The 20,382-nt window shown below is 69.6% G+C and carries 20 protein-coding genes; 14 read left to right on the top strand and 6 right to left on the bottom strand.

The window, feature by feature from the left end; all coding sequences use genetic code 11:
* Positions 1–67: 67 nt before the first annotated feature.
* Positions 68–493 (bottom strand): DUF4307 domain-containing protein, encoded by a 426-nt coding sequence (locus tag G6N37_RS13510; protein WP_163681102.1) that lies wholly within the window; start codon positions 491–493, stop codon positions 68–70.
* Positions 494–607: 114 nt separating this feature from the next.
* Between G6N37_RS13510 and mca the strand changes: the two genes are divergently transcribed.
* Genes mca through G6N37_RS13490 form a run of 4 tightly spaced genes read left to right on the top strand, consistent with a single transcriptional unit; the run spans position 608 to position 4,176 of the window.
* Positions 608–1,480: a mycothiol conjugate amidase Mca gene (gene mca / locus G6N37_RS13505; protein WP_163681099.1), complete on the top strand. Its 873-nt coding sequence runs from the start codon at positions 608–610 to the stop codon at positions 1,478–1,480.
* Positions 1,477–1,794 (top strand): hypothetical protein, encoded by a 318-nt coding sequence (locus G6N37_RS13500; RefSeq protein WP_163681096.1) that lies wholly within the window; start codon positions 1,477–1,479, stop codon positions 1,792–1,794. Before mca ends, G6N37_RS13500 begins: the two co-directional genes overlap by 4 nt.
* Positions 1,781–3,793 carry a thioredoxin domain-containing protein gene (locus G6N37_RS13495; protein ID WP_163681093.1) on the top strand — a complete coding sequence of 671 codons (2,013 nt, stop codon included), beginning with the start codon at positions 1,781–1,783 and terminating at the stop codon, positions 3,791–3,793. The genes G6N37_RS13500 and G6N37_RS13495 overlap by 14 nt, the downstream gene beginning before the upstream one ends.
* An 11-nt stretch (positions 3,794–3,804) precedes the next feature.
* Positions 3,805–4,176, top strand: a complete 372-nt coding sequence (locus tag G6N37_RS13490) for a nuclear transport factor 2 family protein (protein WP_083172197.1) — start codon at positions 3,805–3,807, stop codon at positions 4,174–4,176.
* Positions 4,177–4,180: 4 nt separating this feature from the next.
* Here G6N37_RS13490 and trhA read toward each other — a convergent pair whose 3' ends face one another.
* Positions 4,181–4,960 carry a PAQR family membrane homeostasis protein TrhA gene (trhA, locus tag G6N37_RS13485; RefSeq protein WP_163681090.1) on the bottom strand — a complete coding sequence of 260 codons (780 nt, stop codon included), beginning with the start codon at positions 4,958–4,960 and terminating at the stop codon, positions 4,181–4,183.
* A gap of 166 nt (positions 4,961–5,126) precedes the next feature.
* On the opposite strand from trhA, the gene G6N37_RS13480 reads away from it, so the two are divergent.
* The 3 genes from G6N37_RS13480 (at position 5,127) to G6N37_RS13470 (ending at position 8,079) form a co-directional block, all read left to right on the top strand.
* Positions 5,127–5,915 carry a (2Z,6E)-farnesyl diphosphate synthase gene (locus G6N37_RS13480; RefSeq protein ID WP_163681087.1) on the top strand — a complete coding sequence of 263 codons (789 nt, stop codon included), beginning with the start codon at positions 5,127–5,129 and terminating at the stop codon, positions 5,913–5,915.
* 118 nt (positions 5,916–6,033) lie between these two features.
* The gene (locus G6N37_RS13475) at positions 6,034–7,404 is read left to right on the top strand and encodes a hypothetical protein (RefSeq protein ID WP_163681084.1); all 1,371 of its coding nucleotides are present in this window, start codon (positions 6,034–6,036) and stop codon (positions 7,402–7,404) included.
* 249 nt (positions 7,405–7,653) lie between these two features.
* Positions 7,654–8,079, top strand: coding sequence for a hypothetical protein (locus G6N37_RS13470; protein WP_163681081.1), 426 nt, complete (start codon positions 7,654–7,656; stop codon positions 8,077–8,079).
* 16 nt (positions 8,080–8,095) lie between these two features.
* On the opposite strand, the gene coaA is transcribed toward G6N37_RS13470, so the two are convergent.
* Positions 8,096–9,034, bottom strand: a complete 939-nt coding sequence (gene coaA, locus G6N37_RS13465) for a type I pantothenate kinase (protein ID WP_066915136.1) — start codon at positions 9,032–9,034, stop codon at positions 8,096–8,098.
* Between the two features lie 114 nt (positions 9,035–9,148).
* Here coaA and glyA point away from each other — a divergent pair, with 114 nt between their 5' ends.
* From glyA to G6N37_RS13440, 5 genes are all read left to right on the top strand, one after another.
* On the top strand, positions 9,149–10,429 hold the full coding sequence (glyA, locus tag G6N37_RS13460; protein WP_163685021.1) for a serine hydroxymethyltransferase: 1,281 nt from the start codon (positions 9,149–9,151) through the stop codon (positions 10,427–10,429).
* Between the two features lie 97 nt (positions 10,430–10,526).
* Positions 10,527–11,354 carry an acyl-ACP desaturase gene (locus G6N37_RS13455; protein ID WP_163681078.1) on the top strand — a complete coding sequence of 276 codons (828 nt, stop codon included), beginning with the start codon at positions 10,527–10,529 and terminating at the stop codon, positions 11,352–11,354.
* Between the two features lie 217 nt (positions 11,355–11,571).
* On the top strand, positions 11,572–12,873 hold the full coding sequence (locus G6N37_RS13450) for a PhoH family protein (protein ID WP_055404939.1): 1,302 nt from the start codon (positions 11,572–11,574) through the stop codon (positions 12,871–12,873).
* A gap of 41 nt (positions 12,874–12,914) precedes the next feature.
* A complete protein-coding gene (locus G6N37_RS13445; protein WP_163681075.1) occupies positions 12,915–13,790 on the top strand; it encodes a polysaccharide deacetylase family protein in 876 nt (291 codons plus the stop codon).
* Between the two features lie 85 nt (positions 13,791–13,875).
* Positions 13,876–15,342, top strand: a complete 1,467-nt coding sequence (locus tag G6N37_RS13440) for an adenylate/guanylate cyclase domain-containing protein (protein WP_174813829.1) — start codon at positions 13,876–13,878, stop codon at positions 15,340–15,342.
* A gap of 16 nt (positions 15,343–15,358) precedes the next feature.
* Here G6N37_RS13440 and G6N37_RS13435 read toward each other — a convergent pair whose 3' ends face one another.
* Genes G6N37_RS13435 through glpX form a run of 3 tightly spaced genes read right to left on the bottom strand, consistent with a single transcriptional unit; the run spans position 15,359 to position 18,816 of the window.
* Positions 15,359–16,309 carry a hypothetical protein gene (locus G6N37_RS13435; RefSeq protein ID WP_163681071.1) on the bottom strand — a complete coding sequence of 317 codons (951 nt, stop codon included), beginning with the start codon at positions 16,307–16,309 and terminating at the stop codon, positions 15,359–15,361.
* Positions 16,310–16,325: 16 nt separating this feature from the next.
* The gene (locus G6N37_RS13430; protein ID WP_163681066.1) at positions 16,326–17,738 is read right to left on the bottom strand and encodes a class II fumarate hydratase; all 1,413 of its coding nucleotides are present in this window, start codon (positions 17,736–17,738) and stop codon (positions 16,326–16,328) included.
* A gap of 25 nt (positions 17,739–17,763) precedes the next feature.
* Positions 17,764–18,816, bottom strand: a complete 1,053-nt coding sequence (gene glpX, locus G6N37_RS13425; RefSeq protein WP_163681063.1) for a class II fructose-bisphosphatase — start codon at positions 18,814–18,816, stop codon at positions 17,764–17,766.
* 55 nt (positions 18,817–18,871) lie between these two features.
* On the opposite strand from glpX, the gene G6N37_RS13420 reads away from it, so the two are divergent.
* Positions 18,872–19,570 carry a DUF4245 domain-containing protein gene (locus G6N37_RS13420; protein WP_174813828.1) on the top strand — a complete coding sequence of 233 codons (699 nt, stop codon included), beginning with the start codon at positions 18,872–18,874 and terminating at the stop codon, positions 19,568–19,570.
* Between the two features lie 12 nt (positions 19,571–19,582).
* Positions 19,583–20,380: a dienelactone hydrolase family protein gene (locus tag G6N37_RS13415; protein WP_163681058.1), complete on the top strand. Its 798-nt coding sequence runs from the start codon at positions 19,583–19,585 to the stop codon at positions 20,378–20,380.
* Positions 20,381–20,382 lie beyond the last annotated feature (2 nt).

The raw sequence follows: 20,382 nt of genomic DNA, 5'->3' as shown, positions 1-20,382 counted from the left end.
TCACCCATGTTACCACCGCGCAAACAATTGGTGACTCCAAATTCGCAGTTCGGCTGTTGTTACGGGGTCACGCCGGGCGCAGATAGGCGGGCACATCGGTGCCGCACCCGTAGATGTCGGCCACCACCGGCGGTTTGCTGGACTTCACCGTGGTGGTCATTTGCACCGTGGCCGCCCCCGCCGGCGGGACCAGCACTTCCCGCCTCCCCGTTTCGCTGCCGTCCTTCGCCCGCACCCGCACGATGCAGTCCACCGGCCGCGACGGGTCGGATCGCGTCACGCTGATCGTTACCGACGCCGTCTGGTCGTCGATCACCTGATAGCCGGCCAGCGTGCCCGTCACGGCACTGGTGCCCAGCCGGTGGTAGCCGACGACGGCGATCACCAGCCCGGCCGCGGCCACGAGCGCACCCAGCCCGACGATCACCCAACGCCGGGGCACCCGCGCACGCCCGTAGCGGGCCTCGGGCCGCGAAGGAGAAGTTTCGGTCATGCGGGGGTATGCCTGAACGGTCGGCTGCCGGACACCGGCCGGCAGCATGCAACGATCTGAAGAACTGGAATTATAGGTTCGCATCCGGCGACCAGCAGACCGACAAGGGGGCACGTGAGCGAACTGCGGTTGATGGCGGTGCACGCCCACCCCGACGACGAGTCCAGCAAGGGCGCGGCCACCCTCGCCCGCTACGCCGACGAGGGCCACCGCGTGCTGGTGGTGACGCTGACCGGCGGCGAGCGCGGCGACATTCTCAACCCGGCGATGGACCTGCCGGAGGTGCACGGCCACATCGCCGAGATCCGCCGCGACGAGATGGCGAAGGCCGCCGAGATCCTCGGTGTCGAGCACACCTGGCTCGGCTTCGTCGACTCCGGCCTGCCCCAAGGGGACCCGCCGCCCCCGCTGCCCGAAGGATGCTTCGCGCTGGTGCCGCTTGAGGAGTCGGTCGAGGCGCTGGTGCGCGTGGTCCGCGAGTTCCGCCCGCACGTGATGACCACCTACGACGAGAACGGCGGCTACCCGCATCCCGATCACATTCGGTGCCATCAGGTTTCGGTCGGCGCGTTCGAGGCGGCCGGAGACTATCGGCGGTATCCGGACGCGGGCGAGCCGTGGGCGGTGTCCAAGCTCTACTACATCCACGGGTTCCTGCGGGCGCGGATGCAGTTGCTGCACGACGAGGCCGTCAAACACGGTCACGAACCGCCCTTCAAGAAGTGGCTCGAGCACTGGGACGCCTCGCACGACCCTTTCGAGTCCCGGGTCACGACGCGCGTCGAGTGCTCGGCGTATTTCAGCCAGCGCGACGACGCGCTGCGGGCGCACACCACCCAGATCGACCCCGAGCACGACTTCTTTGCCGCGCCCATCGAGTGGCAGCAGCGGTTGTGGCCGACGGAGGAGTTCGAGCTGGCGCGCTCGCGAGTTCCCGTCCGGCTGCCCGAGGACGACCTGTTCGCCGGAATCGAGGTTGAGGGGTGAGCCACTTTTTCGTTGCGAGCGCGGCCGCCGGCTGGCTGGCCGATGGCGCGCCCCAGCACACCGGCCCGGACTTCGGCAAGGCCAGCCCGATCGGGCTGCTGATCGTCGTGCTGCTGCTGATCGCCACGCTCTTGCTGCTGCGATCGATGAATCGGCAGCTGAAGAAGGTGCCCGACTCGTTCGACCCCAAACACCCCGAGCCCGACCAGGCCGCCGACGAGGGCACCGACGCGGTCGACGACACCGACGGACAGCCCCCGGGCCAGGAGCACGGATCGGAGCGGGCACCGGGACCCGGCGATGAGCCCGGCTGACCCTGCCGCGACCAACACCCTCGGGCTGGCGACCAGCCCGTACCTGCGCCAGCACGCCGACAACCCGGTGCACTGGCAGCAGTGGACCCCGCAGGCGCTGGCGGCCGCGGCCGAGCGTGATGTGCCAATCCTGCTCTCCATCGGCTACGCCGCCTGCCACTGGTGTCACGTCATGGCCCACGAGTCGTTCGAGGACGACGAGGTGGCCGCCGCCATGAACTCCGGATTCGTCTGCGTCAAGGTCGACCGCGAGGAACGCCCGGACCTCGACGCCGTGTACATGAACGCCACCGTGGCGCTCACCGGCCGCGGCGGATGGCCGATGACGTGTTTCCTGACGCCCGACGGCCGGCCTTTCTTCTGCGGTACCTATTACCCGAAAGAGAGCTTCCTGCAGCTGCTTTCGGCCGTTTCCACGACCTGGCAGCAGCGCCGCGGCGAGGTGGAGGACGCGTCCGACGCCATCGCCGGTGAACTGCGCGCGATGGCGTCCGGCTTGCCCTCCGGCGGCCCCGACGTCGCACCGACGCTGTGTGACCACGCGGTCGCCGCGGTGCTCGACGACCAGGACGCGGTGCACGGCGGCTTCGGCGGCGCGCCGAAATTCCCGCCGTCGGCGATGCTCGAGGCGTTACTGCGGCACTACGAGCGCACCGGGTCGGCGGCCGCGCTCGAGGCGGTCGCGCGCACCGGCAACGCGATGGCCCGCGGCGGCATCTACGACCAGCTCGCCGGCGGGTTCGCCCGCTACAGCGTCGACAACGCTTGGGTGGTACCGCATTTCGAGAAGATGCTGTACGACAACGCGCTGCTGCTGCGGGTCTACGCGCACTGGGCCCGGCGGACCGGCGATCCGCTGGCGCGCCGGGTCGCCGCCCAGACCGCGCGCTTTCTGCTCGACGATCTGGCCGACGGCCCCATGTTCACGTCGTCGCTGGACGCCGACGCGGACGGCCGCGAGGGCTCGACCTATGTCTGGACGCCCGGGCAGCTCATCGAGACCCTCGGGCCCGCCGACGGCGCCTGGGCCGCAACGGTTTTCGATGTCACCGCGGCGGGCACCTTCGAACACGGGGCCTCGGTGCTGCAGTTGCCCGCCGACCCCGACGACCCGCAGCGGCTCGAACGGGCCCGGGCCGCGCTGCTGGCCGCCCGGCGCACCCGGGCCCAGCCGGGACGCGACGACAAGGTCGTCACGTCCTGGAACGGGCTGGCGATCACCGCGCTGGCCGAGGCCGGCGTGGCCCTGGACCAGCCCGAGTTGGCCCGCGCCGCGCGGGACTGCGCCACCGCGGTGCTGGGCTTGCACCTGGTCGACGGGCGGCTCCGGCGCGCCAGCCTCGGCGGAGTGGTCGGCGACAGCGCCGCCATCCTCGAAGACCACGCGATGCTGGCCACCGGCCTGCTCGCCCTGTACCAGCTGGACGCCCACGCGGATTGGCTGACCGCGGCGACCGACCTGCTCGACACCGCGCTGCGGCACTTCACCGACCCGGAGCAGCCCGGCCGCTGGTTCGACACCGCCGACGACGCCGAGCGGCTGATGCTGAGGCCCGCAGACCCGCTCGACGGGGCGACTCCGTCGGGCGCGTCGTCGATCACCGAGGCGCTGCTGACCGCGGCGCACCTGGTCGACGGCGACCGCGCGGAGCGCTATCTGCGGGCCGCCGGAGGCGCGCTGAACGCGCATTCGGTGCTGCTGGAGCGCGCGACGCGCTCGGCGGGGCACTGGCTGGCCGTGGCGGAGGCCGCGGTCCGCGGCCCTCTGCAGATCGCCGTCGCCTGTGATCCGTCGCGGTCGGCGCTGTTGGCCGATGCCCGGCGGTTGGCGCCCGGCGGGGCGATCGTCGTGGGCGGGGAAAGGGACTCGTCGGAGCTGCTGGCCGGGCGGGACCGGTTGGCCGGCGCCGACGCCGCCTACGTGTGCCGCGGCCGGGTGTGCGACCTGCCGGTCACCACCGCCGAAGACCTCGCGGGGGCGCTGGGCGTGCCACGGTAGCGTGAGGTTTCATGCCGAGCGCCCAACACATCACCGACACGGTCAACCGCTACATCGAACTGGTCGCCAAGGGCGGCGCCGACGAGTTGGTCGAGCTGTACGCCGACGACGCCACCGTCGAGGATCCCGTCGGCGGCGAGGTGCACATCGGCCGCCAGGCGATCCACGGCTTCTACTCCGCGGTCAACGACGTGCAGCGCGAATGCGAGCTGGTGACGCTGCGGGTGGCGGGCAACGAGGCGGCCTTCCATTTCCGCCTCACGATCACCGCGGGGGAGCACCGGATGGTGATCGAACCGATCGACGTGATGGCGTTCGACGACGACGGCAAGGTCGCGCACATGAAGGCCTACTGGTCACCCGCCGACGTCACGCAGCTGTAGCCGCTCAGTGCGCTAGCCAAGCGTGGTCGCCGACGTAGAACACCGCGAACCACATGGCGATGTAGTGCAGGATCGCCGCGACCGCGGTGAAGGCGTGGAAGAACTCGTGATAGCCGAACGTCCTGGGCCACGGGTCGGGCCACCGCAGCCCGTAGAAGATGCCACCGACGCTGTAGAACACGCCGCCGACGGCCAGCAGCACCATCGCCGCCACGCCGGCCTCGTGCAGGATCGTCGGGCAGTACCACACGGCCACCCAACCCAGCAGCAGGTATAGCGGCACGCCCAACCAGCGCGGCGCCGACGGCCAGCACACCTTCAGCAGGATGCCCGCCACCGCGCCGCCCCACACGATCCACAGCACCTCCATCCCGGTCTGCTGCGGCATGGCCAGGCGCGCGAACGGCGTGTAGCTGCCGGCGATGAACACGAAGATCATCGAATGGTCCAGCCGCTTCATGCGTTTGCGCGCCGCTTCGGATTTCCAGTGCACCCGGTGGTAGGTGGCGCTGACGGCGAACATCGCCACCGTGGCCGCCGCGTAGACCAGCGTCGAATGGCCGGCGCGCGGTGACGAGGCCGCCCACGACACCGACACCAGGGTCGCGCCGGCGATGAACGCCAGCCACGCCGAATAGAAGTGGATCCAGCCGCGCAGGCGGGGCTTGGTCAGCGCTTGGGCGACACCCTCGACAAGCTGTTCGACGGTGTTACCGGGGGCGATGGCCTCGGATTCGCGATCCGAACGGTCCGGATCGGCAGACGTGCCGGTCTGGCTGCTCATGTCTCCTGTGCCTCGTGTGTTGCAGGTCGGGGGATTGCCGGTGACTGCTTGTCACCCACAGTAATCGGGAATCGTCACAGGGTGGTCTCTGCCCGCGGGCGACGGACTTGAAACCGGGCCCGAATCGCGGGGGAATTCGGCGCGGCTCACAGTAGGCTGAATCTCCGTGGAAATTATCCCGCCGCGTCTCAAAGACCCGCTCTATCGCGTCTACGAGCTGCGGCTGCGGCAGGGTCTGGCCTCCTCCAAATCGCACCTGCCCCGTCACATCGCCGTGCTGTGCGACGGCAACCGGCGCTGGGCCCGCGACGCCGGTTATGCCGACGTCAGCTACGGCTACCGGATGGGTGCGGCGAAGATCGCCGAGATGCTGCGCTGGTGCCAGGAAGCCGGCATCGAGATGACCACGGTCTACTTGCTGTCCACCGAGAACCTGCAGCGCGACCCCGACGAGCTGGCGGGACTCATCGAGATCATCACCGATGTCGTCGAGGAGATCTGCGCACCCGCCAATCGCTGGAGTGTGCGCACCGTCGGCGACCTGGAGCTGCTCGGCGAGGAGCCGGCCCGGCGGCTGCGCGACGCGGTGGAATCGACGCCCGTCGTCGCGCCGTTCCATGTCAACGTCGCGGTCGGTTACGGGGGCCGCCGCGAGATCGTGGACGCGGTGCGGGCGTTGCTGAGCAAGGAACTCGCCAACGGCGCCTCCGCGGAGGAGCTCATCGACGCGGTCACCGTCGACGGCATCTCCGAAAACCTCTACACCTCGGGGCAACCCGATCCCGACCTGGTCATCCGCACGTCGGGGGAGCAGCGCCTCTCCGGCTTCCTGCTGTGGCAGAGCGCGTATTCGGAGATGTGGTTCACCGAGGCGCACTGGCCCGCGTTCCGCCGGGTCGATTTCCTGCGCGCGCTGCGTGACTACAGCCAGCGGCACCGCAGGTACGGCAAGTAGCGGGTCGGCGGAGCCGGGCGCAGCGGGTCGGCACGCATCCAACTCGTGCCGATCGCAAGCGCGGCGGAGCCGGGCGCAGCGGGTCGGCACGCATCCAACTCCGTGCCAAACTGTGAGCATGGCTGCGCTGTCGGCGGTGGTGTTCACGCTGAGCGGGTGGCTCGGGCTCTACCTGCTCGCCCGCGATCCGCGTAAGCCGGTGCTGGTGATGGCGGCGATCGGGCTCTGCGGTTTCGCGCTGGTGGTCGCGCTGGACGCGGTGCGGAACACCAGCCCCGCCTACGCGCACCTGCTCAGTCGCGTTGAGATCTACTTGGTGACCATTCCCGGCGTGGCGTGGTTCGCGGTGCTCGTCGAGCTGTCCCGGCCCAGGGACGGCGGAAGGGCGCGCAGCCGCGACCTGTCGCTCGTGGCGGCGGTCGCGGCGCTGGCCCTGTTCGGGGCGATGCTGGCCGGCGGCGTCGAGGGGCCGTTGCGGGCGGGCCACTGGCTGATGTTCGCGGTGATCTCGCTCTCCACGTTCGGCGCCATGGCCGTCGCGTTGCGGCAGCCGCGCCGGCCCCGGTCGGCCGTCGGACTCGCCGTCGTCGCGACTCTGTTCTTCGCGCTGGGCAATGCCATCCTGATCATTCCGCTGGGGCTGGTACCCAGCTGGGTGGCGCTGGCGTCGACGAGTATCGACGTCCTATCGCTCGGCCTCGCCGTGGCCCTGTGGGACGCCTTCGACGAGGGCCAGGCGTTGCGCGCGGACATGCGGCGCTCGTTCGCCGGCACCATGGCGGTGGCGGTGTTGTTCGGCGGCCAGGCGCTGATCGGGCTGGCGGTCACGCGGGACGAGCCCGCCGGACGGACGGTGCTGGGCGTGCTGCTGTTCAGCAGCCTCGCGATCGCCATCGCGGTGCAGGTGCTGGCCGACCCGCTGGCCGGTGCGCTCGACCGGATGGCATTCGCGAAATCGCCCGCGCTGCGCGCCGACCGGGCCGCGTTGCGGCACACCGGGGCCGCGTTGCCGTTGCGGTCGGCCGATCCCCTGGTCGACGTCGACGACCAGACGTTCGCCAGGCTCACCCGCAGGGCGCTGGGCCACTACGCGGACCTGACCAAGCTGGTCGCCAGCCCGCTGACCGCACTGCCCGTGATCGACGAGCGGCTCGCCGCGCGGGGCGCGCCCGACCACCCGCTGGAGCGGGCCAACGAACTCAAGGCGGTGCTCGCCGAAGCGATCGGGCGGCTCAAACCGCGCGACGCCGGCGATTTCGGGACCACCGAGCAGTGGCGCCATTACAACTCGTTGTATTTCCCTTACGTCGTCGGCGTGCGCGCGTACGCGCAGAACGCCACGGCCGCCGGCTTGGATCCGACCGCCCGCCAGGCCTGGCAGTGGTTGGTCACCGAGGTTCCGCAGCGCTCGCTGCACAACTGGCAGAACGCCGCCGCCCGGCTCATCGCCGCCGACCTGCGCGGTCGGGTCCCGGTGGCCAGCGACTAGCGCGGCAACGCAGTCGGCCCGCACGCACGCCGACGTGGCCTTCGCATCCTGTGACTGGTGGGGCAGTTGAACGCCAGACTGGCGTCTGTCGAATAACAATTCCGATTCGCGGCCCCGTAAGGGAATAGCCGGGCCCACAACCTGGTCTTTGTTTGCGTGGCAGTAGTTGGCAGTGCCACAAGTCGATATGGCAGTGCACGGGCAGCACGCTGATGTTCGACCCAATTCGCCATCGCGAGGAGTAATCACATGATGTCTGCATCTGGCGCACCCGGTCTGGCTACCCGACCCCTGTACGACGCGACCGACTCGCTGCTGCGTTTCGCCATGCGAGCCGACGCCACGTTAACGGGGCTCTGCGGTCTGGCCATCGCTTTTCTCGCCGACCCGCTTTCGTCGCTGACGGGCCTGACCTCGCTGCAGGAGTACAGCCTCGGCGCCTTCTTCGTGCTCGGCGGCCTGGCCGTGTTCATGCTCGCGGCGGCCCCGAACCTGCGCCGCGTCGGCATCGGCGTCGTCGTGGCCAATGTCGTGTTCACGCTGGGAGCGATCGTGGCCGCCGAAGCGCTGCCGCTGTCCGTGACCGGGATTGCCGCCACGCTGGCCGGCGGCGTCTACACCGCGGCGTTCGCCGCGCTGCAGTACCTCGGGGTGCGTCGCCTCGAGACGGCGTGACCGCCGCGCCCACCGCTTAGAGCTTGCGCAGCCGGAGCCGGTTGATGGAATGATCGGCGTCCTTGCGCAGCACCAGGGTGGCCCGGGGGCGGGTCGGCAGGATGTTCTCGACGAGGTTGGGCCGGTTGATGGACCGCCAGATCTCCTTCGCGGCGGCGACGGCCTTGGTGTCGCCCAGGGCCGAGTAGTGGTGGAAGTGCGATTCGGGGTCGGCGAAGGCCGTGCCACGCAGCGACAGGAACCGGGACACGTACCACTGCTCGATGTCTTCGATCCGGGCGTCCACGTACAGCGAGAAGTCGAACAGGTCCGACACCATCAGCGTCGGGCCGGTCTGCAATACGTTGAGGCCCTCCAGGATCAAGATGTCGGGATGGCGGACGACGTGCTTGGCGCCGGGGATGATGTCGTATTTCAGGTGCGAGTAGACCGGCGCGCAGGCGTAATCGGCGCCGGATTTGACCGACGTCACGAACCGCATCAGCGCCCGGCGGTTATAGCTTTCCGGAAAACCCTTGCGGTGCATGAGGTTTCGCCGATCGAGTTCGGCGTTCGGGTACAGGAAGCCGTCGGTGGTCACGAGGTCCACCCGGGGGTGGGGATCCCACCGGGCCAGCAGCGCCTGCAGCACGCGGGCGGTGGTTGATTTGCCGACCGCGACGCTGCCGGCGACGCCGATCACGAACGGCACCGGCCGGTCCGGATTCTGCTGCGGCTCGCCGAGGAACTCCGCGGTGGCGGCGAACAACCGCTGGCGGGCGGCGACCTGCAGGTGGATCAGCCGGGCCAGCGGCAGGTAGACCTCTTCGACTTCGAGCAGGTCGATCTGCTCGCCGAGACCGCGCAGGCCAACCAGTTCCTCTTCGGTGAGGGCCAGCGGCGTCGACATGCGAAGCGCGCGCCATTGCTTTCGGTCGAACTCCACATAGGGGCTCGGCTCGCTAAGCCGCGGCATGGTGCAAGTGTCGCAGGGGCGGACGCGCGCCCGACGGCTGGGCTGGCTAAACCCTCGCTGGATAGACTGGCGCCCGTGACTGCTGCACCCGACGCCCGCCCCTCCACGTCCGTGATGTCCGCCCCGCTCGCGGACGTCGACCCCGACATCGCCGAGCTGCTCGGCAAGGAGCTGGGCCGTCAGCGCGACACCCTGGAGATGATCGCCTCGGAGAACTTCGTGCCGCGCTCGGTGCTGCAGGCCCAGGGCAGCGTGCTCACCAACAAGTACGCCGAGGGCCTGCCCGGCCGGCGCTACTACGGCGGCTGCGAGTACGTCGACGTCGTCGAGAACATCGCGCGGGACCGGGCGAAGGCGCTCTTCGGCGCCGACTTCGCCAACGTGCAGCCGCATTCGGGCGCGCAGGCCAACGCCGCCGTGCTGCACGCGCTGATGACGCCGGGGGAGCGGCTGCTGGGCCTCGACCTCGCCAACGGCGGGCACCTCACCCACGGGATGAAGCTGAACTTCTCCGGCAAGCTCTACGAGACCGGCTTCTACGGTGTCGATCCCACGACGCATCTGGTGGACATGGACGCCGTGCGGGCCAAGGCCCTCGAGTTCCGCCCGCAGGTCATCATCGCCGGGTGGTCGGCCTACCCGCGGATCCTGGACTTCGCGGCGTTCCGGTCGATCGCCGACGAGGTCGGCGCCAAGCTGTGGGTGGACATGGCGCACTTCGCGGGCCTGGTCGCCGCCGGGCTGCACCCCTCGCCGGTGCCGCACGCGGACGTGGTGTCCACGACCGTGCACAAAACGCTCGGCGGGCCGCGTTCCGGCCTGATCCTGGGCAAGCAGGAGTACGCCAAGTCCATCAACTCCGCGGTCTTCCCCGGCCAGCAGGGCGGCCCGCTGATGCACGTCGTCGCGGGCAAGGCCGTCGCACTCAAGATCGCCGGCACCCCCGAGTTCGCCGACCGGCAGCAGCGCACCCTGTCCGGCGCGCGGATCATCGCCGACCGGCTGACCGCCCCCGACGTGGCCGAGGCCGGTGTGTCGGTGGTCAGCGGCGGCACCGACGTGCACCTGGTGCTGGTGGACCTGCGCGACTCCCCGCTGGACGGGAAGGCCGCCGAGGACCTGCTGCACGAGATCGGCATCACGGTCAACCGCAACGCGGTCCCCAACGACCCGCGCCCGCCGATGGTGACCTCCGGCCTGCGGGTGGGGACGCCGGCGCTGGCGACCCGCGGTTTCGGGGATGCGGAGTTCACCGAGGTCGCCGACGTCATCGCCACCGCGCTGGCGGCGGGGGCCGCGGCGGACCTGTCCGCCCTGCGGCAGCGGGTGACGCGGCTGGCCCGCGATTTTCCGCTGTACGACGGTCTCGAGGAGTGGACGCTGGTCGACCGCTAGCTGCGGCGAGGACCGGTGTAGGGACCAAAGTCACCAATTGCCGCGACACGGGCGCAGCGATTTTCACGAACCTGTGTACGCGAGTTACAGTAACCGCATGGCACAGAAACCTGTCGCTAACGCGCTGACCCTGGAACTCGAGCCGGTGTGCGAAGCCAACATGGACCGTCACCTGAACACCGAGGAACTCTGGTTCGCTCACGACTTCGTGCCGTTCGACCGGGGCGAGAACTTCGCGTTCCTCGGCGGACGGGACTGGGAGCCGTCCGACGCGACGCTGCCCCGGGAGTACACGGACGCCTGCGAGATCCTGCTGCTACTCAAGGACAACCTGGCCGGGCATCACCGCGAGCTCGTCGAGCACTTCATCCTCGAAGACTGGTGGGGCCGCTGGCTGGGCCGCTGGACCGCGGAGGAGCACCTGCACGCCATCGCGCTGCGTGAGTACCTGGTGGTGACCCGCGAGGTCGACCCGACCGCCAACGAGGAGGCCCGGGTCCAGTACGTCATGAAGGGTTACCGCGCCGACACCTACACGCAGGTCGAGACCCTGGTGTACATGGCGTTCACCGAGCGCACGCACGCCGTCTTCTGCGAGAACCTGGCGGCCAAGCTCGAGGAGCCCATCTTGGCCGGCCTCATCGACCGGATCGCGCGCGACGAGCGCCGCCACGAACTGTTCTTCTCCAACCTGGTCGAGCACTGCCTCGAATACACCCGCGACGAGACGATCGCGGCGATCGCGGCGCGCGCGGCCGACCTGCAGGTGCCCGGCGCCGACATCGATTCCTATCGGGACAAGCTGCGCAACGTCGCCGACGCGGGCATCTTCGACCAACAGCAGTTGCGGCAGGCGATCTCGGATCGCATCACCGCATGGGGCGTGGCCGACGAGCCCGCCCTCAAGCAGTTCGTCATCGGCTAGGCCGATCTGCGCCCGGCGCTCGGTCGTCGGCGCGCCTGCGCTGCTGCGAAGCGGCGACGAGAGTAGCGTCGATCTCGATGGTCAGCGTCATGCTCTGCTGCCAGGGCGGCACCTCCCGTCACCACAACGGAAGGACCGGCCCCGGTCCTGGTGTCGCAGTTCCCGCCGACATGCCTGTGCGGGTCCGCGCGGGCTCATCCCGCTCGAGGAGCGCTACGTGACCGAAATCCGGACCTACGTGATCGACACCTCCGTGCTGCTGTCCGACCCGTGGGCGTGCAGCCGGTTCGCCGAGCACGAGGTGGTGGTTCCGCTGGTGGTGATCAGCGAACTGGAGGCCAAACGGCATCATCACGAGCTGGGGTGGTTCGCCCGTCAGGCGTTGCGTCTGTTCGACGATCTCCGGCTGGTGCACGGACGCCTCGATCAGCCCATTCCGGTTGGGGCACAAGGCGGTACGCTTCACGTCGAGCTCAACCACACGGACCCCGCGGTGCTGCCCGCCGGCTTCCGCAGCGACAACAACGACTGCCGGATCTTGAGCTGCGCCGCCAACCTCGCCGCCGAGGGCAAGCGAGTCACGTTGGTCAGCAAGGACATTCCGCTTCGTGTCAAGGCCGCCGCGGTCGGGCTGGCCGCCGACGAGTATCACGCGCAAGATGTGGTGGCCTCCGGGTGGTCGGGGATGCGCGAGATCGAGACGGCCACCGAGGACATCGACGCGCTGTTCGCCGAGGGCGAGATCGATCTGGCCGAAGCCCGAGACCTGCCCTGCCACACCGGTATCCGGCTGCTCGGTGGTAGCTCGCATGCGCTGGGCCGGGTCAACGCGGACAAGCGCGTACAGCTGGTTCGCGGCGACCGCGAGGCGTTCGGCCTGCGGGGCCGTTCCGCCGAGCAGCGGGTGGCGCTCGACCTGCTGCTCGACGAGTCGGTGGGCATCGTCTCGCTGGGCGGCAAAGCCGGCACCGGCAAGTCGGCGCTGGCGTTGTGCGCGGGCCTGGAGGCCGTCCTGGAACGGCGGACCCAGCGCAAGGTGGTGGTCTTCCGCCCGCTGTACGCCGTCGGCGGCCAGGAGCTGGGCTACCTGCCCGGCAGCGAGAGCGAAAAGATGGGGCCCTGGGCGCAGGCGGTCTTCGACACGCTCGAGGGCCTGGCCAGCCCGGCCGTGCTGGAGGAGGTGCTCTCCCGGGGCATGCTCGAGGTACTTCCGCTGACCCACATCCGGGGCCGGTCGCTGCATGACTCCTTCGTCATCGTCGACGAGGCCCAGTCCCTGGAGCGCAACGTGTTGCTGACGGTGCTCTCCAGGCTGGGCGCCGGGTCGCGGGTGGTGCTGACGCACGACATCGCCCAGCGCGACAACCTGCGGGTCGGGCGGCACGACGGGGTCGCCGCGGTGATCGAGAAGCTCAAGGGCCACCCGCTGTTCGCCCACATCACCCTGTTGCGCAGTGAGCGGTCGCCGATCGCCGCGCTGGTCACCGAAATGCTCGAGGAGATCGCCGGCCCGCAGTGACGGCGCATTTCGGCAGGCCAGACCTCCGATAAACTGCCAGCGTGCCCAAAAGACCCGACAACCAGTCCTGGCGCTACTGGCGCATGGTCGTCGGTGTCGTCGCGGCCGCGGCCGTGTTGGTGATCGGCGGGCTGACCGGTCACGTGACGCGCGCCGACAACCTGAGCTGCTCGGTGGTCAAGTGCGTGGCGCTGACGTTCGACGACGGGCCCAGCCCCTTCGATGCGCGGTTGCTGCAGATCCTGAAGGACAACGACGCCAAGGCGACGTTCTTCGAAATCGGCAACAAGGTGGCGGCCAACCCCGCGGGAGCCAGGCAGGTGGCCGACGCGGGGATGGAGATCGGCAGCCACACCTGGGAGCACCCCAACATGGCGACGATCCCGCCCGAGGACATCGCCCCCCAGTTCGCCAAGGCCAACGACGCGATCGCCGCCGCCACCGGGCGGACGCCTACGCTGTATCGCCCCGCGGGCGGACTGTCCACCGACGCGGTCCGGCAGACCGCGGCCAAGTTCGGGCTCGCCGAAATCCTTTGGGATGTCATACCTTTCGACTGGGCGAACGACTCGAACACGGCCGCGACGCGGTACATGCTGATGACCTACGTCAAGCCGGGTTCGGTGGTGCTCTTCCATGACACCTACTCGAGCACCGTCGACCTGATCTACCAGTTCATGCCGGTGCTCAAGGCCAACGGCTACCGGATGGTGACGGTCAGCGAACTGCTTGGGCCGCGGGCGCCGGGCAGCAGCTACGGCAGCCGCGAGAACGGGCCACCCGCCAACGCACTCCACGACATCCCGCCCGGCGACATCCCGCCGCTGCCCAACACGTCCTCGCCCAAGCCGATGCCCAACTTGCCGATCACCGACATCCCGGGCCAGAACTCCGGCGGGCCGAACAACGGTGCCTAGCACGAGCTTGCGGGCGCGCGCGGCTATCCTGCTCGGGAAGTGGCGCCCGCGAGCGCCGGCGGGGCAACGAAAGTCCGCCCGCCGGTTGGCGATTGAATACGGATCCGACCTCGCGCTGTCGTACGTGTTGGCCGTCATCGAGGCGGCCGCCATCTTGATCCCGCTGCGCGGCCACACCTCCGTCGGGGCCAACACCGACTTCGCGCAGACCAACTCGGCGGCGGTGGCGGCGCTCGTTCTCTTGGGCATCACCGGCGTCGCGGCGGCCGGCATGCTGAGCATCGCCCCGACGCTGCGGTGGTACGCGTCCGGCGCCGAACCCGACCAGGCGCAGCGGGAAGTCGCGCTGAAGCTACCCGGGCGCCAGTCGGTCATCCTGTTCGGGGCATGGGCCATCAGCGGCGGCATCTTCATGCTGCTGAATATCGGCGGCGGGGCGCAGGTGCTGTTGCCCATCGCGCTCGGCGCGCTGCTGGGTGGGCCGGCGGCCGCGGGCACCGCGATGCTGCTGGCGCAGCGCGTCCTGCGGCCCATCATGCGCGCCGCCACGCTCGGGTGCGAGCCGCGGCTGGCCGTGCCCGGCGTGTACGCGCGTCTGGTCCTGCTGTGGTTTCTGTGCAGCGCCTTCCCGATCGGGGTGATCGCGACACTTGTCGTGCTTCGCTCGTACGGATGGCTGATCGACAAGTCCGCGTCGCTGGATGTGCCCATCCTGGTGGTGTCGCTGGCGGCGCTGGTGCTCGGGCTGCCGACCATGATCTTGACGTCGCGATCCATCTCCGACCCGCTGGGTGAGGTCGTCGACGCCATGGCGGAGGTCGAACACGGCCGCATCGCAACCTACGTCGGGGCGTATGAGCGCTCGCAAATAGGGCGCCTGCAAACGGGTTTCAACCGCATGGTGGCCGGGCTGGCCGAGCGGGACCGGTTGCGCGACCTGTTCGGGCGCCACGTCGGAACCGACGTCGCCCAGCGCGCCATCAAAGAGGGCGCATCGCTGTCGGGCGACGTGGTCGAGGCGGCGGTCCTCTACATCGACCTGGTGGGCTCGACGCAACTGGCGGAAAGCCGTCCCCCGCAAGAGGTGGCCGAAGTGCTCAACGATTTCTTTCGCATCGTCGTCAAAGCGGTCGACGAGCACCACGGGCTGATCAACAAATTCGCCGGCGACGCCGCGCTGGCCGTCTTCGGGGTGCCGCTGCCGACCAGCGAACCGGCGTCGGCGGCGCTGGCGACCGCCCGCGCCCTGGGCACCCAATTGCGCCGACTGCCGGTCGATTTCGGCATCGGCGTCTCGGCGGGCCGGGTCTTCGCCGGCAACATCGGCGCCGAAAACCGTTATGAGTACACCGTGATCGGCGACCCCGTCAACGAGGCCGCGCGGCTGGCCGATCTCGCCAAGACCGCCGACCGGCGGATTCTGTGCGCGGCGGCGGCCATCGAGCGGGCCGGCGAATCCGAGGGCAGGCACTGGGCCGAATGCTATTCGACCGTCCTGCGGGGACGGTCCGAAGCCACCCACGTGTCGGCGCCGGCGTCGCCGGCCGGCTAGCGCGGCGAGGGCCGCGTCAGGACTTGTTGACCTTCAGCGCGGCGATGATCTGGCCGATGATGCCCGCCGACGCGGCGTCACCGATGGGCGTGCTGCCGATGAAGACGGTGACCGGCTTGGTGTCGACGGCGATGACGGTGACGGAGTCGCCCTTGACGTTGCGGGTGGGGTCGGCGATCGTGACGTCGGCGTCGGCCCGGGCGGCCTTGGTTCCGTCGACGGTGATCGAGGATGTCTTCGTCGGGCCCAGCGTGGGCGAGGCGTTCGCATAGCCGGGCCCGCTGGCGACGCACTGCATCAACTTCGACGCCTGCGCGGTGACGTCCATGCTGGCGACGAAGTTGGTGACGCCGACCTCTGCCGTCATCATCCACTGGCTGGCCCCGGGCACTTCCTGGGCGACACCCACCGCGCCGATCAGGTTCGGGCTCTGGTCATCGGAGTACACCGTCCAGTTGGGCGGCACCGCGCTGGCCGGGAACGACAACTTGCCGGCCGCGATAGACGCGGACCGGGGCATCTCACCGCCGGACACGTTCGGGGTGCAATCGGTGGCCGTCTGCTGGCCCTTCGGCTGACTGGTCGTGCTGCTGGTCGATGAGGGTGCGGCGGTCGGGGACTTGCCGTGGCTGCCGCCGCGCATCACCATCAGGGTCGCCACCAGCGCGATGACGGCCAGGACGACCAGACCCGCGATGATCAACCACGGCAACTTCGAACCGGGCCCTCCCGGAGGCGGCCCCGGCGGATAAGGTCCGGGCGGGAACTGCTGTCCCGCTTGCGGATACCCCGGGGGTTGGTAGGGGTAGGGGCCGGTCGGCGGGTACTGTTGCGGACCGGTCGGCGGGTACGGTTGCGGGCCGCCCTGGGGCTGGCCGCCCCAATAGGGTTGCTGCCCATAGGGGTTACCGTATGGCCCCTGGCCGTACGGGCCTTGGTCGTACGGGCCGCCCGGAGGAGCCGTCATCGCGAAATCACCCCGCCTACGCTTCCGGCTCGACTTTGGCCATCGCCAAGACGTCCAAGCGGCGGTCCAGTTCTTCTTCCGACAGCTTGTCGCCGATCAGGCCACGGTCGATCACTGTCTGGCGAATCGTCTTGCGCTCCTTGAGGGCCTGCTTGGCCACCGCGGCAGCCTCCTCGTAGCCGATCGCCGAGTTCAGCGGCGTCACGATCGACGGCGACGATTCGGCCAGCTCCCGCAGGTGCTCGACGTTGGCCTTCAGCCCGATGATGCAGCGCTCCGCGAACAACCGCGACACGTTGGTCAGCAGCTTGAACGACTCGAGGACGTTGCGGGCCATCATCGGGATGTACACGTTCAGCTCGAAGGCGCCACTCAAACCGCCGACGGCGACCGCGGCGTCATTGCCGATCACCTGCGCTGCGACCTGCGTAACCGCTTCCGGAAGAACGGGATTCACCTTGCCCGGCATGATCGAGCTGCCCGGCTGCAGATCCGGCAGCTGGATCTCGGCCAGCCCCGTCAGCGGGCCGGATCCCATCCAGCGGATGTCGTTGGCGATCTTGGTCAACGACACCGCGATGGTGCGCAGCGCGCCGGACGCCTCGACCAGTCCGTCGCGCGCCGCCTGCGCCTCGAAAGAGTTGGCGGCCGTCCGCAATTCGACCAGACCGGTGGAGGCGATCAACGTCTCCACCACCCTGGCGCCGAAGCCGTCGGGGGCGTTGAGGCCGGTCCCGACCGCGGTGCCGCCGATCGCCAGCTCACCCAGCCGCGGCAGCGTGGCGCGCACCCGCTCGATCCCTGCCTCGATCTGGCGGGCGTAGCCGCTGAATTCCTGGCCGAGGGTGACCGGAACGGCGTCCATCAGATGGGTGCGGCCCGACTTGACCACCGTGTGCCATTCGCGGGCCTTGCTCGCCAGCGCGTCATGCAGCACCTCGAGCGCCGGGATCAGATGGCGCACCGCGGCTTCGGTCGCCGCGATGTGGGTGGCGGTCGGGAAGGTGTCGTTGGACGACTGGGACATGTTGACGTCGTCGTTGGGGTGCACCGTGACACCGCCCTTGGCCGCGATGCTCGCGATCACCTCGTTGGTGTTCATGTTGGAGCTGGTGCCCGACCCGGTCTGGAAGACGTCGATGGGGAACTGGTCGTCGTGCAGGCCGTCGGCGATCTCGGCGGCCGCGGCGATGATCGCGTCGGCCTTCTCCGGCGCCAGCAGCCCCAGGTCCTTGTTGACCTGCGCGCAGGCACCCTTCAACAGGCCCAGCGCGCGGATCTGGGTGCGCTCCAGGCCGCGGCCCGAGATGGGGAAGTTCTCCACCGCACGCTGGGTTTGCGCCCGCCACAACGCCTTTGCGGGCACCCGGACCTCGCCCATGGTGTCGTGTTCGATGCGGTATTCGGAATCGGCGGCGCTATCGGCCATAGGTAGCAGTCCTCGCTGGTGTCGGTCAGGGCAGGGGATAGGCGGCGGTGCTGTCGCCGGTGAAGTCGATGGCGGAGTACTCGTTGAGCTTCGAGAGTCGGTGATAGGCCTCGATCATGCGCACGGTGCCCGACTTCGACCGCATCACGATGGACTGCGTGGTGCAGCCGCCGGGGTAGTACTGCACGCCCTTGAGGAGGTCGCCGTTGGTGACCCCGGTGGCGCAGAAGAAGACGTTCTCGCCCGACACCAGGTCCTCGGTGGTCAGCACCCGGTCGACGTCGTGGCCGGCGTCGATGGCCTTCTGGCGCTCTTCGTCGTCCTTCGGGGACAGCTGCGCCTGGATCGCGCCGCCCATGCAGCGGATGGCGGCGGCGGCGATGATGCCCTCGGGCGTGCCGCCGATGCCGGCCAGCATGTCGGTGCCGGACAGGTACCGACACGCCGAGATCGCCCCGGCGACGTCGCCGTCGGTGATCAACCGGATGCGGGCCCCGGTCGCCCGGACGTCCTCGATCAGCTGCGCGTGCCGCGGCCGGTCCAGGATGCAGACCGTCATGTCCCGCACCGACAGGTTCTTCGCCTTGGCGACCGCGCGCACGTTTTCGGCGATCGGCTGGGTGATGTCCAGCACGTGGGCGGCCTCGGGCCCGACGGCGATCTTGTTCATGTAGAACACGGCCGACGGGTCGAACATCGCCCCGCGCTCGGCCACCGCGAGCACCGAGATCGCGTTCGGCATGCCCTTGCTCATCAGCGTGGTGCCGTCGATCGGGTCGACGGCGAAGTCGCACTCCGGGCCGTCGCCGTTGCCGACCTCCTCGCCGTTGTAGAGCATCGGCGCGTTGTCCTTCTCGCCCTCGCCGATGACCACCACACCGCGCATCGACACCGTGTTGACCAGCTCGCGCATCGCGTCGACGGCCGCGCCGTCGCCGCCCTCCTTGTCGCCGCGGCCCACCCACCGGCCGGCGGCCATGGCGCCGGCCTCGGTGACCCGGACGAGCTCCAGGGCCAGGTTGCGGTCCGGGGCTTCACCACGTGGCCGTCCAGATGGGTGGTCGCCCTCAACTGTCATGGTTGGTGATTGTCCCAGAAGCGGATCGGTCTGCTGGAACTGGGATACTCGGGGGATGACCGAAGAGCCGCCGCTGAATGCCAGCTCGGACGCCCATGTCACGGGCGAGCCGGCCCCGGCGGCCGGCCCCGTTCCCAAGCCCGCGAAACCGCGGTTGCTGCAGGACGGCCGCGACATGTTCTGGTCGCTGATGCCATTGGTGCTCGGATGCATCCTGCTGGCGGGCCTGGTGGGCATGTGCTCGTTCCAGCCCGGCAGCCACCAGGGCGCGGTCCCGTCCTACGACGCCGCGACGGCCCTGCGGGCCGATGCCGCGGCCGTCGGCTTCCCCGTCCGGTTGCCCAACCTGCCCGCGGGCTGGCAGGCCAACTCCGGCAGCCGCGGCGGTATCCAGGGCGGGCGCACCGACCCCTCGACCGGTCAACGCCTGAACGCGGCCACCTCGGTCGTCGGCTACATCAGCCCGACGGGGATGTACCTGAGCCTGACCCAGAGCAACGCCGACGAGGACAAACTGGTGGGCTCGATCCACGCCTCGGCGTATCCGGCCGGAACGGTCGACGTCGCGGGGACCAACTGGGTCGTCTACAACGGCGCCGGCCAAAGCGGGGCGGACGCCGAGCCGGTGTGGACCACCAGGCTCACCGGCCCGTCCGGGGCCACCCAGATCGCGATAACCGGTGCCGGCAGCACCGATCAGTTCCGTACGCTGGCTTCGGCGACGCAATCGCAACCGCCGTTACCCGCGCGCTGAAGGAAGGCCGACGTGACTGCACCCGAAGCGGATCTGTCCGGATGGTCGGTCGCGCCGTTCACCGGCGGCGGCTACACACACGACGTCTACCGCAAGGGCAGCGGCCCCGGAGTGGTCCTGATTCCCGAGATCCCCGGAATCCATCCCGGTGTGCTGGCCCTGGGCAATCACCTGGTGGACAACGGCTTCACCGTCGCCATCCCGTCGCTGTTCGGCGAGCCGGGCAAGGCGAAGACGGTCGGCTACATCGCCGCGAGCATCAGCCGGGCCTGTGTGGCAAGGGAATTCGCGGCCTTCGCGACGAACAAACAGCGACCGGTGTCGTTGTTCCTGCGGGCGCTGGCGCGTGACCTCAACGCGTCGACGCCGGGCAAGGGTGTCGGCGTGATCGGCCAATGCTTCACCGGCGGCTTCGCGCTGGCCGCCGCGGTCGACGACGCCGTCCTGGCCCCGGTGCTCTCGCAGCCGTCGGTGCCGCTGCCGCTGGGCCCGGCGCGGCGCCGCGATCCCGGGCTGAGCGAAGCCGAACTTGCCACTGTGGCCGATCGCTGCGCCAACGACGGCCTGTGCGCGATGGGGCTGCGGTTCAGCGAGGACAGCGCCGTGCCCCGCGAACGGTTCGCCGCGCTCAAGGAGCGGCTCGGTGACGCCTTCGAGGTGATCGAGATCGATTCGAGCCCGGGCAATGTGGGCGGTTTCGGCAAGATGGCGCATTCGGTGCTGACCGACGAGGTCCGCGAAGTCGACGGCCAGCCGGCTTACGAGGCCCGCAAGCGGGTGGTCGAGTTCCTCACCCAGCGGCTCACCTAGGA

This window comes from Mycobacterium seoulense, from assembly GCF_010731595.1.
In the GTDB taxonomy this organism is placed as follows: Bacteria; Actinomycetota; Actinomycetes; order Mycobacteriales; family Mycobacteriaceae; genus Mycobacterium; species Mycobacterium seoulense.
The sequence above is the reverse complement of the archived record's forward strand: the minus strand, read 5'-3'. Positions and strand labels throughout refer to the sequence as shown.

Excerpts from the sequence above, each read along its gene's own strand:
- G6N37_RS13510 (WP_163681102.1), bottom strand. The coding sequence starts at position 493 with ATGACCGAAACTTCTCCTTCGCGGCCCGAGGCCCGCTACGGGCGTGCG.
- G6N37_RS13495 (WP_163681093.1), top strand. The coding sequence starts at position 1,781 with ATGAGCCCGGCTGACCCTGCCGCGACCAACACCCTCGGGCTGGCGACC.
- G6N37_RS13490 (WP_083172197.1), top strand. The coding sequence starts at position 3,805 with ATGCCGAGCGCCCAACACATCACCGACACGGTCAACCGCTACATCGAA.
- trhA (WP_163681090.1), bottom strand. The coding sequence starts at position 4,960 with ATGAGCAGCCAGACCGGCACGTCTGCCGATCCGGACCGTTCGGATCGC.
- G6N37_RS13475 (WP_163681084.1), top strand. The coding sequence starts at position 6,034 with ATGGCTGCGCTGTCGGCGGTGGTGTTCACGCTGAGCGGGTGGCTCGGG.
- G6N37_RS13470 (WP_163681081.1), top strand. The coding sequence starts at position 7,654 with ATGATGTCTGCATCTGGCGCACCCGGTCTGGCTACCCGACCCCTGTAC.
- coaA (WP_066915136.1), bottom strand. The coding sequence starts at position 9,034 with ATGCCGCGGCTTAGCGAGCCGAGCCCCTATGTGGAGTTCGACCGAAAG.
- glyA (WP_163685021.1), top strand. The coding sequence starts at position 9,149 with ATGTCCGCCCCGCTCGCGGACGTCGACCCCGACATCGCCGAGCTGCTC.
- G6N37_RS13455 (WP_163681078.1), top strand. The coding sequence starts at position 10,527 with ATGGCACAGAAACCTGTCGCTAACGCGCTGACCCTGGAACTCGAGCCG.
- G6N37_RS13435 (WP_163681071.1), bottom strand. The coding sequence starts at position 16,309 with ATGACGGCTCCTCCGGGCGGCCCGTACGACCAAGGCCCGTACGGCCAG.
- G6N37_RS13430 (WP_163681066.1), bottom strand. The coding sequence starts at position 17,738 with ATGGCCGATAGCGCCGCCGATTCCGAATACCGCATCGAACACGACACC.
- glpX (WP_163681063.1), bottom strand. The coding sequence starts at position 18,816 with ATGACAGTTGAGGGCGACCACCCATCTGGACGGCCACGTGGTGAAGCC.
- G6N37_RS13420 (WP_174813828.1), top strand. The coding sequence starts at position 18,872 with ATGACCGAAGAGCCGCCGCTGAATGCCAGCTCGGACGCCCATGTCACG.